The following is a 15,012-nucleotide window of genomic DNA, read 5'->3' as shown; positions in this document are numbered from 1 at the left end:
GACGGGACATCCGCGCGCGGCGGTGTGTCTGCTCCTCCGGCCGACCGGAGGAGCAGACACACCACGCGTACCGGTTCAGCGCACGCGGGCCACGTGCGCCTGCCGCGACAGACCGAACCGCCACATCCCGCCGCAGCATCCGATGAGCGCACGACAGCGGCCGTCCGCACGATCATCAGGGGCGCGCTGCCGCTGGGCGCACTCGTCGGCGGTCTCCTCGGTGCGGCCGTCGGCACCCGCCCGTCGATCGCCGTGCTCGGCGTGGCGGTGCTGCTGCCGGCCGGTCTCACGCTCGCCTCTCCGATCCGCAGGACCCGAGCGATCCCGGACGTGGCGCCCGCGCCTCCGTCCACGCAATGAACTACGGATCCATCAACCGCTCCGGTTCCGAGCGCCGAGCGCCTGTTCACCACTGCCTGACCACCAATGGGGGGAACGTGGACGTCAATGCGCAGCAACATCCAGCAGCCCGGTCCGTCCGCGGCCACACCGTTGCCGCGCCGGACGGACCGGCGGCCACCGCCGACCGCCGATCGCCGAAGGCCGACTGACGTGACGCCCGGCACTTCGACCGCTGGCAAGAACGGGCCTGCGTGCTGTGTGACCGTCCCACGCCGATGCGCTTTCACCACTGGGAGCCCGTCTGCAAGACGTGCGCCGAGAGCTTGCTCACAGTGCCCCCGGCCGAGACCGGCCGCCGGCCCATTCAGGATCATCCTCGCCGCGGCCGGCTCCTTCGTCGTCAACATGGAGCTGGGCAACACGAGCTTCGGCGACTGGAGCCGCGGTGGTGACACCGACGGCGTCTACCGGGAACAGCACTACTGACAGTCCGAGAGCGGTGCCGATACCGCTGAGGAGTCCTCACCCGCATCGCGACGCCTCCTTGTGCGCAGACCGGGCGCGGATCAATGCTTCAACGGTCTGGGCGCCGAGGGAGTCGACCTGATCAGCCGGTCCCTGCCGCGCGGCCGGGTCGGCCCGTACCAACTGCAGGCGGCCGTCGCGGCCGTGCCCGACGGGGCCGAGGACACCGACGCCACCGACTGGCCTCAGATCCTCGCCTTGTACGAAATCCTGGAACAGTTCGGACCGAACCCGATGGTCTCCCTCAACCGCGCGCTCGCCGTCGCCATGGTCCGGGGGCCGGCTGCGGGACTCGACCTGGTCAGGGCACTGGAGGCTGACCATGGGCCGCCGTCACCGGCTGCTCGCCACCCGTGCCCACCTCCTTGAACTCCTTGGCGAACACGGGGCCGCGGCGGCCTTCTGTCGAGCGGGCGGGAAGCGTGTCGCGGCCCCGGGCCGGGCACACGGCGCAGTGCCACACAGGCACCGGTCGGCCGGCCGATGGGGCCGACCGGCCCATGCGCGACCCGGCTCGCGCCGCACACGCTGGACACGTCGGGCGAATCCGGCGACAGGACCCGATGCCGAGAGGGTAAGGATCGGTATGAAGGGATACGTCTTCCAGGGCCCCGGGCGGTCCGCCTGGGAGGAGACCCCCGACCCTGATGCCAAGGAGCCCACCGACGCCGTCGTGCGGGTCGACACGGTCACGATCTGCGGTACGGACCTGCACATCCTCAAGGGCGACGTCCCTGGGGTGCGCCCCGGCACGGTGCTGGGGCACGAGGCCGTCGGTGAGGTCGTCGAGGTCGGCTCCGATGTGTGGAGCGTACGGCCGGGGGACCAGGTGCTGGTCTCCTGCATCACCGCCTGCGGGCGCTGCCGCTTCTGCCGTGAGGGTGTGTACGGTCAGTGCCTGGGCGGCGGGGGCTGGATCCTCGGCCACCTGGTCGACGGTACACAGGCGGAGTACGTCCGTGTGCCTTTCGCCGACCTGTCCCTCCATCCGCTGCCGGCCTCGGTGACGGACACGGACGCCGTGCTGCTGGCGGACATCTTCCCGACCGCCTACGAGGTCGGCGTGCTGAACGGCCGGGTCCGGCCCGGGGACACCGTCGCCGTGGTGGGAGCAGGCCCCATCGGTCTCGCGGCCGTCGCCACCGCCCGACTGTTCGCGCCCGAGCGCGTCATCGCGGTGGACGTCGCCCCGGCCCGGCTGGAGGCCGCGAGGAAGCTCGGAGCCGAGGCGGTGGTGGACGCCCGCGAGGCTCCTGAGCAGCTGGTCGCGGACCTCACAGGAGGGCTCGGCGCGGACGTGGTCGTCGAAGCGGTCGGGGTGCCGGAGACGTTCGAGATGTGCACCCGCATGGTGCGGCCCGGGGGCCACGTCGCCAACGTGGGCGTCCACGGCAAGCCGGCGGTCCTGCACCTGGAAGATCTGTGGATCAAAAACGTGACCATCACCACAGGCTTGGTGAACACCAACTCCGCGCCCACACTGCTGAAGATGGCCGCCGCCGGCAGGCTACCGACATCGCAGCTGGTGACGCATGTCTTCCCGCTGGAGCAGATGCAGGAGGCCTACGACGTCTTCGCGCAGGCCGCCGTGACCGGGGCACTCAAGGTCGTCCTCGGTGAGCCGCCGCGGAACGAGGTCCTCCCCATGACCGCGGCCGAGTGAGCCGGCGCGCCGGCGGTGGAGCGGTCGGCCGGCCGTGTGATCACGAAGAGAGAGGGCGGACCGATCGATGTACGGCAATGACGGATTCCGGGAGCTGGACCGGCAGGAGTGCCTGCGGCTGCTGGTCACGGCCGCGGTGGGCCGTGTCGTCCATACGCGTCACGCCCTGCCCGCCGTACTCCCGGTGAACTTTCGCGTGGACAGCGATGGCGCGGTGCTGCTGCGCACCACGGCCGCCTCGGAGCTGGCTCGTGCGATCGACGGCGCGGTCGTGGCGTTCGAGGCCGACGAGGTGGACGCGATTGCCCACTCCGGCTGGAGCGTCGTCGTGACCGGTTCCGCGTCCGTGACGACCGACCCCGCCGAACGCGGGCACCTCGTCACGGACTGGCCTCCTTCTTGGGTGCCCTCGCCCCGTGAGGTCTTCATCCGCATCGAACCCGAGTTGGTCACCGGCCGCGAACTGGCCGGTGGCCGCAGCTTGTACGGCCTCGGTTCTCTGTTTTGACCACTGGTCGGCCGACCAGCCGGAGGACGTTATGCAGGGCTCCCAGTACACCGTGAGCGACGTGATGACCAGCACGGTCGTCGCCCTCGCAGGCGGTGCGACGTTCAAAGAGATCGTGCGGACGATGCAACGGTGGGGCGTCAGCGCGATGCCGGTGCTGGACGGCGACGGTCACGTCACCGGCGTGGTCTCCGAGGCGGATCTGCTGCGCAAGGAGGAGTTCCGCGCCGGCGACGCGGGCCGTTCCGGTCGATCGGGCGGCCCTCCGGGCGCGGTCAGGGCGCGGGCGGTGACCGCCCGGGACCTGGCGACCGTTCCGGCGGGTCACCGTCCACGCCGACGCGACCCTTGCCGGAGCCGCCGGGCTCATGGCCCGGCACGGAGTCAAGCGGCTGCCCGTCGTCGACGACCGAGGGGTCCTCATCGGCATCGTCAGCCGCTCCGATCTCCTCAAGGTGTTTCTCCGCAGCGACGAGGCCATCGCGCAGGAGGTCCGGCACCAGGTCGTGGCCGGCCGGTTCCCGGTTCCGCTCGACTCGGTGCGCGTGCGGGTGCGCGAAGGTGTCGTCACTCTGGCCGGCGAGGTGGCGGACACGTCCGTGGTGCCCCTCGCCCTGCGCCTGGTCCGCTCCGTCGAAGGCGTGGTGGACGTGCGCTCCGAGATCACGGCGTCGCGGCGGCACTGCGGGCCGGCGGCGGGTGACGGCGGTCCGTCGCGGCGGACGGGACCCAGCACCCGGGGAGCGGGACCCGGCACCCGTGCACCGGCGCCCGGCAAGGGAGCTCCCTGACGTTCCACGCCGGCGTGGGGTTCCATGACCGTGTCGCTTGTGTCGTTCCCACCGGTGCCCGGTGAGGAACCCGAGGAATGCCCGCTCAGACCGGTCCCTTCGGGGCGGACCCGCTCGCCAGGCGGCACTCGACGTCCACCACGCCTTCGACGGCGCGTACGAGGCGCGCGGCGACGGGAACGAACGACGTGTCCCGGATGCGCCCGGTAAGGGACACCACCCCGTCGCACACCTCGACGCGGACCGGCTCGACGGGAGCGGGGAAGAGGGGCGAGACGACTTCACGCCGTACCTCCTCGGCGATGTCGTCGTCCGGACGGAGAAACACCTTCAGCAGGTCTGCGCGGCTGACCACTCCTTCGAGCATGCCCTCGGCACTGACGACGGGAAGCCGTTTCACCCTTCGCACGGCCATGACGCGGGCCGCCTCGGCGAGTGTGGCGTCCGCGTGGACGGTGACGGCCGGGGTGCTCATCAGCTCCCCGGCGGTCAGTGCGCCCGCCTTGGCGAGGTCGGGCAGGCGCCTCAGTTGGGTGAAACGGTCCGGGTCGCTGTCGCGGAACTCCTCCTTCGGCAGCAGATCGGCCTCGGAGACGACGCCGATCACCCGGCCCTCGCCCTCCAGGACCGGGAGCGCGCTGACCTTCCACTGCCCCATGAGAGCGATGATGTCCTTGAACGGGGCGTCGCGTCCCACGGCCACCACGGTGTGTGTCATGACGTCGCTGACGGAGTGCGGGCTGCTGGACATGATCTTGATCTCCTCCTCAGGGGGTCCGGGGGCCGTTGTCCGCCCCGGCTGCCCGGTGGGTCACCGGCGTCCGCTGCCGTAGGGGGCGTACAGGTCCAGGAGGCGGATCCGGGCCGCGTGCAGCCGGTGGGCGGCCACCTGGCTGACCCAGCGGGCGACGGCCCGTCCGAATTCCGCATCCCGCTCGCACAGCATCCGTACGGTGGCCGCGTCGAACTCGTGGGCCCGTACCGGGCTGGTGGCCTCGGCGCCCAGATGCCAGAGGTACGGCGGGAAGTGCCAGGACCAGCCGACCAGTTCACCATGGCTCAGGTTCTCGATGACGGCGGCGCGGCGGCCGGGGACGCGCAGATCGAGGGCGACGGTTCCGGTTTTGACGATCCAGAACCTCTCGGCGTGCTGTCCCTCCTCGAACAAGCGGGCCCCCGTGCCGAAGGAGACGTTGCGGGCCAGGGACATCAGCTGTGCCCGGTGTTCGGCCGGCAGGGCGGCGGTCAGGGTGGTGGTGGAGGTCATCGCAGGGCTCCTTCCGCGCTGCCGACCTGGTGGGAGGGCCGACTCACCTTCAGCGTGCGGTCGCCCGGATGCAGGACGCCACGGGCCGCCCGGACTCCTTCGAGGGCCCTTCGGCCCCAAGAGCCCCGGGGCCCGGGTCCGCGCGTCCGCTCAGCGCAGGCGGCGCAGATACGGGTCGTGGGGACGGCGCGGGAGAAGGCGGACGCGGACGTCGAGCGCGGTGATCCCGTGTGGCCCGGCCAGCACGGGATTGAGGTCCGCCTCGGCCAGTTGCGGCAGGTCGCACGCCATCCGGGACAGACGGTGCAGCAGCTGCTGGAGACCGTCCAGGTCGACGGCCGGGGCGCCCGCCCAGCCGCGGAGCAGCGGCGCGCAGCGCGGGGAGGCCAGCAGGTCCCGCACGCCGCGGTCGGTGAGCGGAGCGAGCCGGCCGGCGTGGTCGGCCAGGACCTCCGTCGCCGTCCCGCCGAGCCCGAACACCACCAGAGGGCCGAAGACCTCGTCCTGCACCACCCCCGCGAACAACTCAATGCCGCGTTCGGCGAGTGGCTGTACCACCACACCTGTCAGCCGGTCGCCGAACCGGTTCACCAGGTCCCGGTGGGCCGCCCTGATGCGGTCGGGGCCCTGGAGGTCGAGATGGAGCGCGTGCTCCTCGGTCTTGTGCAGCAGGCCCGGCCAGTACGCCTTCATCACCACGCGCCCGCCGCTTCCCGCCAGCTGCCGCGCGGCCGCCACGGCCTCGTCCTCGTCGCGCGCCCAGGCCCACGGGAGCTGTGGCAGGCCGTAGCAGCCGAGCAGGCTGGAGGCGGTCCGCGGATCGAGCCAGCCACCCTCGGGGTTGTCCTCGAGGAACCCGGCGACGACCTGCCTCGCCCGTCGGCTGTCCACGTCCGGTAGTTCCGCCACGTCGCCGGTCGGTGTCGCCAGCCACCGGGCACGGGTGGCCGCGTGGGCCAGCGCACGCGCGGCGTCCTGAGCGTCGCAGTAGGCGGGCAGAGTGCCCTCGGCGCAGGTGTCCAGCAGCTCGACGCGAGCCGACTGCGCGGGAAGGACCGCGACGACAGGTCGTGGCAGCGGTTCGGGGACGTCGGTGAGCGCCCTGACAAGGTCCTCTCCGATCGCCGCGGCCACTGCCGTCGGGACGAGGGCGACCAGGACCGCGTCGACCGCCGCGTCGCGGGCGAGGTGCTCCACGCAGGCGCGCAACTGGTCCTCGCCGACCGTCGCGGTGGCGTCCACCGGGTTCGTCGCGGCGGCACCCGGGGGCAGCAGGGCCAGCAGCGCGTTCACCGAGTCGGCCGGCAGGGCGGGTACGGCCAGACCGGCCTCCGCGCAGGCGTCCGCGGCCAGCACACCGGCACCGCCGGCGTTGGTGACCACGGCTGTCTTCGTGCCCGCCGGCAGTGGTTGGGAGTGCAGCAGAGCCGCCGCGTCGAGGAGTTCGCCGATCGTACGGGTGGCCGTGACGCGGGCCTGGGTGAACAGCGCCTGGCGGGTCATCGTGGGTGTGGCCGCCGCCGCCGTGTGCGAGGCCGCGGCCCGGCGCCCGGCCTCGGAGCGGCCCGCGTCCACGGTGAGCACCGGCATCCGTCGGGCGACCCTGCGGGCGGTACGGGAGAAGGCCCGCGGGTTGCCGAAGGATTCCAGGTGCAGCATCGCGAGACCGGTGCGCCCGTCGGCCTCCCACCACTGGAGCAGGTCGTTGCCGCTGACGTCGTACTTGTCGCCGAGCGAGACGAAACTCGACACGCCGACACCGAGACGGGCCAGTCCGTCGAGCAGCGCGATGCCGATGCCGCCCGACTGCACGGCGACCCCGGCCGTGCCCGCACCGGGGTGCCGGGCGGCGAAGGTGGCGTCCAGGCGGACGCCCTCCTCGGTGTTGGCCAGGCCCAGGCAGTTGGGACCCGCCAGGCGCATGCCGTGGCGGCGGCACACGTCCATGAGAGCGGCCGCCCCGGCGGCGTCGAATCCGGCCGTGACGACGAGGAGCGCACCCACCCCCGTCTTCCCGCACTCCTGCGGGACCGCTGCCGCCGGAACGGCGATCACCGCGAGGTCGGGCACCTGCGGCAGTGAGGTGACGGACCGGTACGCGTGCACCCCGGCGATCGTGGAAGCGGCCGGATGGACCGCGAAGACCCTCCCGGTGAAGGAACCGGTGACGATGTTCCGCAGGACGGCGCGTCCGACGGAACCGGGCCTGCGGCCGGCCCCGATCACCACGACGGACGCCGGGCGCAGCAGCGGGCGCAGGCTGACGACGTCGGCGAGGCGTCCGCGCGTGTCCACGGCGCTCAGGTAGGTCTCGTCCTCGGTCAGCTCCACCACGCAGTGCACCTCCGGGCCGTCGTAGCGCCGGGTCACCCGCAGGCCGAGATCGTGGAAGACGCGCAGCACGTCGAGGTTCTCCGCCAGGGCGTCGGCGGTGAACGCGGTGACACCCGCGGTGCGGGCGGCGTCCGCCAGGTGTTCGAGCAGCAGCGTGGCCACCCCGCGGTGGTGCCAGTCGTCGGCGACCGCCAGTGCGACGTCCGCTGTCGAGCCGTGTGGGTCGGTCTCGTACTCGGCGAGGCCGATCGGACGGCCGTCATGCTCGGCGACCAGGGCGCGGTAGCCGGGGCGCGGCGCTGCGGCCACACGTTCGGCCGCCTGCCGGGCGCAGGCACGGCTCAGTGCGAAGAACCGCAGCCGCAGGTTCTCGTCGGACATCGCCTCGTACAGGTGCAGGACCCCGGCGCGGTCAGCGGGGTTCGAGCGGCGGATCCGGATGGTGGTGCCGTCGGTCAGCAGCGCGTGCACCGGTGCTTGCTCGGTGTCGGTCATTGCGTACGTCTCCCTCCGCGGTCCCGTTCTCCAGCCTGCGGTGCCTCGTCCCCGCCCCACAGAGGCCGGCCGGGCACCGGACCGGGCCGAGCGGCCCACGTCCAGGGCGTTGCCGTGCCGGGCGCCGCCGCTGTCGGCGGCTGCCCGGGCCCTGGAGCCGGGGCCCTGCGTTCCGTGCAGGGGCCGGTCGGCCCTCGCGGCGGACCGCACCGGATGCCACGGTGGCAACAGGAGGTCCCGCCGTGCGACGCGGCGTTTCGGCGAGAGGCGGTGGTGAGGATGGAGTTGCCCCTGGTCGTGGGTGTGGACGGTTCGGGTCCGAGCCTGACCGCGGTCGACTGGGCGGTGGACGAGGCCGCCCTGCACGGTCTGCCGCTGCGGCTGGTGTACGGCTCACTGTGGGAGCGCTACGAGGGGACCGTGCCCTCGGGCAGTCCTCAGTGTCCCTCGGAGCAGGTGATGGCCGAGCACGTGGTCGCCGCCGCCGAAGAGCGGGCACAGCGCCGCAACCCCGCGGTGAAGGTGACCACCGACGTCCTTCCCGAGGACGGGGTCCATGCTCTGCTGGGCGCCGGAGACACCGCCTTCGCCGTGGTCACCGGCTCCCGGGGGCGGGGCGAGCTGAGGGGGCTGCTGCTGGGGTCCGTGAGCCTCGCGGTGGCCGGCATGGCACGGTGCCCGGCGGTCGTGGTCCGCGGGGACACGGCCGGCCTGGCCGGGACGCACGAGCGGATCCTGCTCGGCGCAGCCGAAGCCGAGACCGGTCGCGAGGCGGTCCGGTTCGCCTTCCACGAGGCCGAGGCACGCCGTTGCGTCCTCCAGGTCGTACGCGCCTGGCGCATCCCGGAACCCGGGACGGCCGGCACCCCGACGGCGGGCGGGAACTCCGTCCTGGGACACGTGGCACAGGCCGCCGCACTCGTCGAAGAACTGCTGAGCGAGGCGATGGACGACCACCCGGCGGTCCGGGTGCGGCGTGCGACCGTCGAGGGACCGGCACACAGGGTGCTGGTGGACCGCTCGGCCGCCGCCGACCTGGTGGTCCTCGGCGCCCGGCGCAGAACGGGCGGCTTCGGGCTCCAACTGGGCCGCACCGCGCACGCGTTGCTGCACCACGCGAGCTGCCCGGTGGCGGTGGTCCCGCAGCGGGCGTGACGGCCCGCCGACTGCGGCGACGGACTCCGGCGAATTCTCTGCCGGAACCCGTTCCCGCGCTTCAGCCTCACCGCGGTCGCAGGGGCGTCCGGCTGCCGCTGACGCGCGGGCGGACGGAGAACAGCGCCCCCGGCTCCCACCGCGCACCGGCCGACGTCCGTCCGGCGGACCGCGTCGGCCGCGCCCGGCCGGGCGGGCGGCGCCGTCCACCGCTGCCGCAGTCGACCGGCCGCGGTTCCCGGCGCAGTGCGGTGCTCGCACGAGCGGTCGGGTCCTGGGACAGACCGTGAGTCGGCCTGTCGTTTCCCGATGCCGGAAAACCGTGATCGGGCGAGGGGGAGGGCCGGCAAGATGGGCAGGGCTTCGACGACGGCCGGAGCGCCGGACGAGCTGGAACGCCGCCTGGGAGTGCCGGACGCCGTGGTGATCGGTCTCGGGCCCGGCCACGCACACGCGGTCGCGGGTGTGGTCGCACTGACCGCCGTCACCTACGCCGGTGTGCGGAAGTCGGCGTGGCTGACCCGGGCGATCGTCACATTCGTGCCGGCGGTTCTCGCTGCCGTCGTGGCGGTCTCCCTGACCTCCGGCGCCGTGAGCGTGTCTCGTCCGGGCGGGGGAGCGCACGCGTCGTTCGGCGGGGTGTTGCAGGCCGGAGGGCTGCTGTTCTTCGCCTTCGCCGGCTACGCGCGGATCGCCACGCCGGGGGAGGAGGTACGCGATCCGTGGCGGACCATCCCCCGTGCCCTCCGCCTCGCGCTGGGCGCCACCGTCGTCGTCTATGCGCTCGTCACCGCCTGCGCCCTGATGGTGCTCGGACCCAGCCGCGTGGCCGAGGCCTCCGCGCCACTGGCCGAGACGGTACGGTCCGCGGGTGTCGGACGGCTCTCCCCCGTGATCAGAACGGGGGCGGCGGTGGCGTCGCCGTGCTCGCCGCAGGCGCCGCGGCCCACGGCGTCCGCCGCGTGCTCGCGGGCCGGTCCGCCACCTGAGCCGGAGCGGAGCCGTCCCCGGCCGGGAGGCGACGGTCGGCGACGCGGCCGTAGGTACACCGGGGGTCGTCCCGATTCCGGGTGAGGAATGCTCCGGACAAGCGATGCCCCGGACGAAGGTGGCGATCCTCAGAACGCGGTGGGGGCGAGCCGCTGTACGCACTGCGCGCAGGCGGCGCTGCCGCCGGGGAGGTGAGGAGACCGCGGAGCCGGCTGACACGCGTCGGCCGGTTCCGCCCTGGCCCCTCCTCGCCATCGCGCCTCGGACACGGACGGCGTCGTCCCCAGCGGCCGGACGACGAGCGCATGTCCCGACCGCGCCGCGCGGGCCCTTCGCAGGACTGCTGGGCCTCCACTTCGGGCCGGTCGGCTCAATGCGGAGGGTGGACGGGGGCGGTTCACTGAGAGGGCACGGGGGAGATGCCCGAGGAGGTCGCGATGCCCTCACGACAGCTTGACGTGCGGACGGTGACCGCACTGGTCGCCGACGCCACGATCGCCCCCTCCATGCACAACGCGCAGCCCTGGAGGTTCCGCTGGTCGGCCGACACGCGCGTGCTCCGCCTCCGCGCCGACCCGGAGCGCGCGATGCACCGCAGCGACCCGGGTGACCGGGCCCTGCACATCGGCTGCGGTGCGGCTCTGTTCAACCTGCGTGTCGCCGCCGCCCATGCCGGACTCACCGCTCACGTCCGCCTGCTGCCCGACCCGGCGGACCCGCTGCTGCTCGCCGAGGTGCGCTTCCCGCACGGACCCGGCCGAGGCGGCGCCGATCCGGACGCCGACGCCCCGCGCCGGCTGTACCCGTGGCTCGCCCGGCGGCACACCAGCCGCTGTCCCTTCGAGGAAAGGGAGGTGCCGGAGCAGGTCCGGGCCGCTCTCCTGGCCGCCGCCGCTCAGGAGGGAGCTGAACTGCTGTTCCCCGGGCCATGGCATGTCGACGCGGTGCTGGATCTCGTCCATGACGCGGAGAGTCGTGACACGCTCGACCCGTCCGCCTTCGAGGATCTGACACGGTGGACCAGGTTCGGCGCGGAGGCGCAGTCCGCCGTCGACGGCGTCCCGGAGTACGCCTTCGGCCCGAGCCGACGGGACGGCAAGCCCCTGCTGCGGGACTTCGCGGGGCGCCGCCGGTGGCCGGACGTGACCGCTCGGCCTTCGAGGAACACCCGCACCTGGCCCTGCTGAGCACACGCGGAGACGGACCGGCGGACTGGCTGGTCGCCGGTCAGGCGCTGGAACGAGTCCTGCTGGAGGCCACATCGGCCGGCCTGGCCACGTCTTTGACCTCCCATCCGCTGGAGAGCGCGGACCTGCGTCTGCTGACCCGCGATCCCGTCGCCGGCCGGGGCCACGTCCAGATGGTGCTGCGCCTCGGCTACGGACCAGCCGGTCCGGCGACGCCCCGCAGGCCCGTCGAGGACGTCCTGGACCTCCTGGATGACGTGGCGGGCACACCGGACGGCTGAGCCGGGAGGGGGTGACGGCGGCGGCCGCCGCCCCCTGCTGCGGCTCGGAGTGGCCTCGGGGGTCCTGCCGGCACCAGCAGCCGTACGCTCTGAGCCTCTGCGAGGACCGGCTGTTCCCCCAGGCGTCCTCCTGCGGAGGTCAGGCCTTCGGCTGCTCGACGTCCGCACGGATCGCGCGCATGATCGGGGCGACGTCGGCGGCGGTGAAGCCCACCTTGGTGCTGCTGCCGTCCCCCTTGATGACGAGGCTGATGCCGGCGGCGGTGGTCGGAGTGAACCACGAGCAGGTGGTGGCGGCCGTGGTGAACATCGTGTTCTGCACCATGGTGGTGTTGCAGATGGCCCGGCCGCCATGGGGGCCGGGCGCGGCGTCCAGCGCGCTGGTGGTGAAGCGGTCTCCGGCGCCGTCCTCCCGGCTGGCCGGGAGTTCGTCGAGGATGTCGTGCAGGCGGTCGGGATCGAAGCCGGTGCCGGTGACACCGTTGTAGAAGATCCACGCGCCGTCCGCGCGGTCGTCGTAGTAGGCCTGCACGGGGGTGCCGGACACGCCGAGCCGCGCGGCGGTCTGCCTGAGGTCGGCGTTCACGGTGCTGACGAGGGAGGCCGGGGGCCGGCCCTGCGGGTAGCCGGCCGCGTTCCGGGGTGCGGTCAGTGCGTATGAGGTACGGGCCGTATCGCCGTCGCCGTCGGAACCTGTCGTGCCGCCGGGGCCGGCGGAGGCGGACGCGGCGGTGCCGCCCGGCAGGGCCGGCGGTGCCGGGCGGGCGCCGGGAGAATCGGAGGGGCCGCAGGCCGTCGTCAACGCACAGGCCGCCGTGAGGGCGAGCACCGCTGTTGTCCGTATGCGGAGCGGAACGGCAGGTGCCACGTGTGGCCTCCTCGGGGACAGGGCGGACCCGGTTCCGGGCGCACGGGGCCACAGAAGGTCTCGGCCGGGGCTCGGGGAACGCCGGCAAGTCTGGCAGCCGCACGGCCGCGACGCAGCCCGGTCGTTCAGAGGCGCTTGCCACCCCCGACAGGAGAACTGGTGCCCGCACGGCCGCCGTGCGACGATGGCGCCCGAGACGCAGGAGGGGGGGGCCGCGCATGAACCTCGATCCCCGGCGTCTGCTGGTCCTGCACGCGATCGCGCGGAGCGGCGGGGTGGCGTCGGCGGCCCGTGCCCTCGGACACACGCGCTCGGCGGTCTCACAGCAACTGGCCAGTCTGGAAAGGGAGGTCGGTCTTCCGCTGGTGGACCGTTCGGGCGGACGGCTGGAACTCACCGCGGCCGGTCGCCTACTGGCCACCACCGGCGAACGCATCGGCCAGGAACTGACCCTGGCCGCACAGCAGTTGAGCGCCGCGAACGATCAGGTCGCGCAAGGGCCGGTGGCCGTCGGGGCGACGTCGTGGGTGCTGGCCCGGATCGCCGCCCCGGCGTTGCGACTGCTGGACCGGTGGCATCCGCGTCTTGAGCCCAGGTTCCTCGAAGCCGGACTGACCGATGGCCTGCGGCAGCTGCGCCTGGGTGAGTTGGACGTCCTGGTGATCATCGACGACCGGGACACGGCGGTGGCGCTCCCGCCTGGGGTAGGGGCGCAGGTGCTGAGCGAGGACGAGTACCGCGTGGTCGTCCCTGCCGCCTGGGACATACCGGCCACCGCCGCCGAACTCTCCGGCAGGCCCTGGATCGGCGCTCCCCTGAATTCGGCACGCGGACGTGCTTTCGCCCGCTTCGCGGACGTTCACAAAGTGGTGCCGTCGGTCGAGCACCTCGCCGACCACATGATCGCCGTCCAGGCGATGCTGGCCGGGCAGATCGGCGCCGCGATCCTGCCCGCGTTCCTAGCCGCGCAGTTCGATCACTCGACGGTGACGACCCTGCCCGTCACCGGCAGCCAGATCACGCGGATCCTGTACCGCACCGGCCATGGAGGCGCCGCCACGGGGGCCAGGGCGACGGTCGACGCGCTGCGGCAGGCGGCCCGCGAGTACGCCGAGGCGGTCACCGCGGCCGGCCGTACGAAGGGCGACATCGTCATCCGTCCGCTGCGTGATCCCACTGACCCCGCCCCGGCCACCGCCGCGCGTGCGGCGAGGGCGAGATGAGGCCGACGAGGGTCGTGGTCTCATGATGACGTGGTGCGCGGGACGGACTCCTGCACGTCCGCGTGGTTCGCGCTGTCACTGTCTCCGCCATGGGGCCCGTGACCGTGATCGCGTAGGCGGGCCCTGATCCACGTACGAGACGGCCGTGAGAGTCGCCCCCGAACCGCAGGTCGTGCTGCCGATGACAATGAGGCCGCAGCTCGCTGGGCAGCCCCGGAGATCGCGAAGGCGGTCGGCGCCTGCCGGATCCGAGGCGAACCGAGCGACTTCCCGTCCCGCTCACGGCGCCGGGCCGTCGTGACCGGTGAGATGGACCCTGACCGGTCGCTCACCCCGTCCGTCTCAGAGGAAACGCAGAGCTTCCGACCGCTGGTGCGGGAGCCGTGTCCTGAGCTAGATGTGATGTGTCATGCCTATGACGAGAAACCCGGCTTGTGGTCGGGTCTCTCACGTACTCGAGGAGCAACCCCCATGAACTTCTCATCGGCGCTGTCCTTACGCGGCGTGCGTCCGGTCGCCCAGGCCGTGTTCCGCCTGGTGACCGGCTTCCTCTTCGCCTGTCACGGCGCGGCGTCCCTGTTCGGCGTCCTGGGCGGAGCCCACGGCGGCGGCACGGTACCCGCCCTCCAGTGGCCGGGATGGTGGGCCGCAGTCATCGAACTGGCCGGTGGAGCCCTCGTGGCCCTCGGCCTGTTCACGCGGACGGCAGCCGTCGTCTGCTCAGGGTCCATGGCCTACGCCTACTTCAGCGTGCACCAGCCCAACGCTCTGTTCCCGATCGACAACGGGGGTGAGCCGGCGGTCATGTTCTGCTGGACGTTCCTGCTCATCGCCTGCATCGGGCCCGGCGCCTGGGCTGCGGAGTCCCTGCTCAGGAAGAGCACGACCGCCGCAGCGGACGAGGACGGCGTGGCGCCCGTGCCCACCTCGTAGTCCTGCCTCACGCGGTCGGCAGGACGCACGGCCGGCACACGAAGAACCGCGGCGATCACGAGGAAGAACCTCGGCGATCACGTGGGGGGATTTCGTGTGCACGGCCCCTGCCGAACCGCCGCGCTCCAGGTGTGCTGACCGGACAGAGCGGTGACGCGCCTGGCCGGCTGGCGGGCGGTCGGCCAGGCAGTGAGTGACGGGGCCCTCGAGATCCTCTGTGACGTGTCGGAAGGGGGTGTCGCACCTGCCACGCCCTCGGTAGCGGCACGGGAAACGTCCGTGTGTGTCGAGCCCGCCTCGTCGAGTTCTTCGTTCCCGGCCTGGAGCCGCTGCCTGCCGGTACACGGCCGGCGCCGGTCACGTCCGCTGGAGTGGTGTATCGACGGCCACTCGGTGATCTCGTATTTGAGGCTATGCGGTGAGTTCGGTGGGCAGGGCGGTGTCGTCTTT

At 72.8% G+C, this 15,012-nt stretch carries 11 protein-coding genes and 3 pseudogenes; 10 read left to right on the top strand and 4 right to left on the bottom strand.

The annotated features are described in order from the left end of the window. Positions 1-93: 93 nt before the first annotated feature. The 5 genes and pseudogenes from AB0G56_RS39385 to AB0G56_RS39365 all read left to right on the top strand — a co-directional run bounded on the left by AB0G56_RS39385 (position 94) and on the right by AB0G56_RS39365 (position 3,829). Complete coding sequence (locus AB0G56_RS39385; RefSeq protein ID WP_360980282.1) at positions 94-360, top strand: hypothetical protein; 267 nt, start codon at positions 94-96, stop codon at positions 358-360. A gap of 528 nt (positions 361-888) precedes the next feature. Further along, complete coding sequence (locus tag AB0G56_RS39380) at positions 889-1,236, top strand: hypothetical protein (RefSeq protein ID WP_360980279.1); 348 nt, start codon at positions 889-891, stop codon at positions 1,234-1,236. A gap of 217 nt (positions 1,237-1,453) precedes the next feature. Beyond that, on the top strand, positions 1,454-2,530 hold the full coding sequence (locus AB0G56_RS39375) for a zinc-dependent alcohol dehydrogenase family protein (RefSeq protein WP_360980276.1): 1,077 nt from the start codon (positions 1,454-1,456) through the stop codon (positions 2,528-2,530). 67 nt (positions 2,531-2,597) lie between these two features. Beyond that, entirely contained in the window at positions 2,598-3,038 is a 441-nt protein-coding gene (locus tag AB0G56_RS39370; RefSeq protein WP_360980273.1) for a pyridoxamine 5'-phosphate oxidase family protein, read from the top strand. A gap of 31 nt (positions 3,039-3,069) precedes the next feature. Then, positions 3,070-3,829, top strand: a pseudogene (locus AB0G56_RS39365) (CBS domain-containing protein). A gap of 85 nt (positions 3,830-3,914) precedes the next feature. On the opposite strand, the gene AB0G56_RS39360 reads toward AB0G56_RS39365, so the two are convergent. The 3 genes from AB0G56_RS39360 to AB0G56_RS39350 all read right to left on the bottom strand — a co-directional run bounded on the left by AB0G56_RS39360 (position 3,915) and on the right by AB0G56_RS39350 (position 7,925). Next, positions 3,915-4,580 carry a CBS domain-containing protein gene (locus tag AB0G56_RS39360; protein WP_360980270.1) on the bottom strand — a complete coding sequence of 222 codons (666 nt, stop codon included), beginning with the start codon at positions 4,578-4,580 and terminating at the stop codon, positions 3,915-3,917. A gap of 60 nt (positions 4,581-4,640) precedes the next feature. Next, positions 4,641-5,096 carry a cyclic nucleotide-binding domain-containing protein gene (locus AB0G56_RS39355; RefSeq protein ID WP_360980267.1) on the bottom strand — a complete coding sequence of 152 codons (456 nt, stop codon included), beginning with the start codon at positions 5,094-5,096 and terminating at the stop codon, positions 4,641-4,643. A gap of 150 nt (positions 5,097-5,246) precedes the next feature. Next, positions 5,247-7,925: a GNAT family N-acetyltransferase gene (locus AB0G56_RS39350; protein WP_360980264.1), complete on the bottom strand. Its 2,679-nt coding sequence runs from the start codon at positions 7,923-7,925 to the stop codon at positions 5,247-5,249. Positions 7,926-8,204: 279 nt separating this feature from the next. On the opposite strand from AB0G56_RS39350, the gene AB0G56_RS39345 reads away from it, so the two are divergent. From AB0G56_RS39345 to AB0G56_RS39335, 3 genes and pseudogenes are all read left to right on the top strand, one after another. Then, entirely contained in the window at positions 8,205-9,080 is an 876-nt protein-coding gene (locus AB0G56_RS39345) for a universal stress protein (protein ID WP_360980261.1), read from the top strand. Positions 9,081-9,431: 351 nt separating this feature from the next. Then, positions 9,432-10,001: pseudogene (locus AB0G56_RS39340) on the top strand (amino acid permease); the annotation flags it as partial. A gap of 506 nt (positions 10,002-10,507) precedes the next feature. Further along, a pseudogene (locus AB0G56_RS39335) lies at positions 10,508-11,538 on the top strand (nitroreductase family protein). 139 nt (positions 11,539-11,677) lie between these two features. On the opposite strand, the gene AB0G56_RS39330 reads toward AB0G56_RS39335, so the two are convergent. Further along, positions 11,678-12,406, bottom strand: coding sequence for a hypothetical protein (locus AB0G56_RS39330; RefSeq protein WP_360980258.1), 729 nt, complete (start codon positions 12,404-12,406; stop codon positions 11,678-11,680). 218 nt (positions 12,407-12,624) lie between these two features. Between AB0G56_RS39330 and AB0G56_RS39325 the strand changes: the two genes are divergently transcribed. Both AB0G56_RS39325 and AB0G56_RS39320 read left to right on the top strand, forming a co-directional pair. Further along, complete coding sequence (locus tag AB0G56_RS39325) at positions 12,625-13,629, top strand: LysR family transcriptional regulator (RefSeq protein ID WP_360980255.1); 1,005 nt, start codon at positions 12,625-12,627, stop codon at positions 13,627-13,629. 471 nt (positions 13,630-14,100) lie between these two features. Next, complete coding sequence (locus AB0G56_RS39320) at positions 14,101-14,562, top strand: DoxX family protein (protein ID WP_360980252.1); 462 nt, start codon at positions 14,101-14,103, stop codon at positions 14,560-14,562. Positions 14,563-15,012 lie beyond the last annotated feature (450 nt).

Origin of the sequence: Streptomyces sp. NPDC021356 (assembly GCF_040641015.1) — a bacterium.
Taxonomy (GTDB): domain Bacteria; phylum Actinomycetota; class Actinomycetes; order Streptomycetales; family Streptomycetaceae; genus Streptomyces.
This window is presented reverse-complemented; position numbering and strand designations above follow the sequence as displayed.

Bases quoted from the DNA above. Each gene is read 5' to 3' on its own strand.
- AB0G56_RS39325 (WP_360980255.1), top strand. From the start codon at position 12,625: ATGAACCTCGATCCCCGGCGTCTGCTGGTCCTGCACGCGATCGCGCGG.
- AB0G56_RS39355 (WP_360980267.1), bottom strand. From the start codon at position 5,096: ATGACCTCCACCACCACCCTGACCGCCGCCCTGCCGGCCGAACACCGG.
- AB0G56_RS39370 (WP_360980273.1), top strand. From the start codon at position 2,598: ATGTACGGCAATGACGGATTCCGGGAGCTGGACCGGCAGGAGTGCCTG.
- AB0G56_RS39375 (WP_360980276.1), top strand. From the start codon at position 1,454: ATGAAGGGATACGTCTTCCAGGGCCCCGGGCGGTCCGCCTGGGAGGAG.
- AB0G56_RS39350 (WP_360980264.1), bottom strand. From the start codon at position 7,925: ATGACCGACACCGAGCAAGCACCGGTGCACGCGCTGCTGACCGACGGC.
- AB0G56_RS39320 (WP_360980252.1), top strand. From the start codon at position 14,101: ATGAACTTCTCATCGGCGCTGTCCTTACGCGGCGTGCGTCCGGTCGCC.
- AB0G56_RS39345 (WP_360980261.1), top strand. From the start codon at position 8,205: ATGGAGTTGCCCCTGGTCGTGGGTGTGGACGGTTCGGGTCCGAGCCTG.
- AB0G56_RS39360 (WP_360980270.1), bottom strand. From the start codon at position 4,580: ATGTCCAGCAGCCCGCACTCCGTCAGCGACGTCATGACACACACCGTG.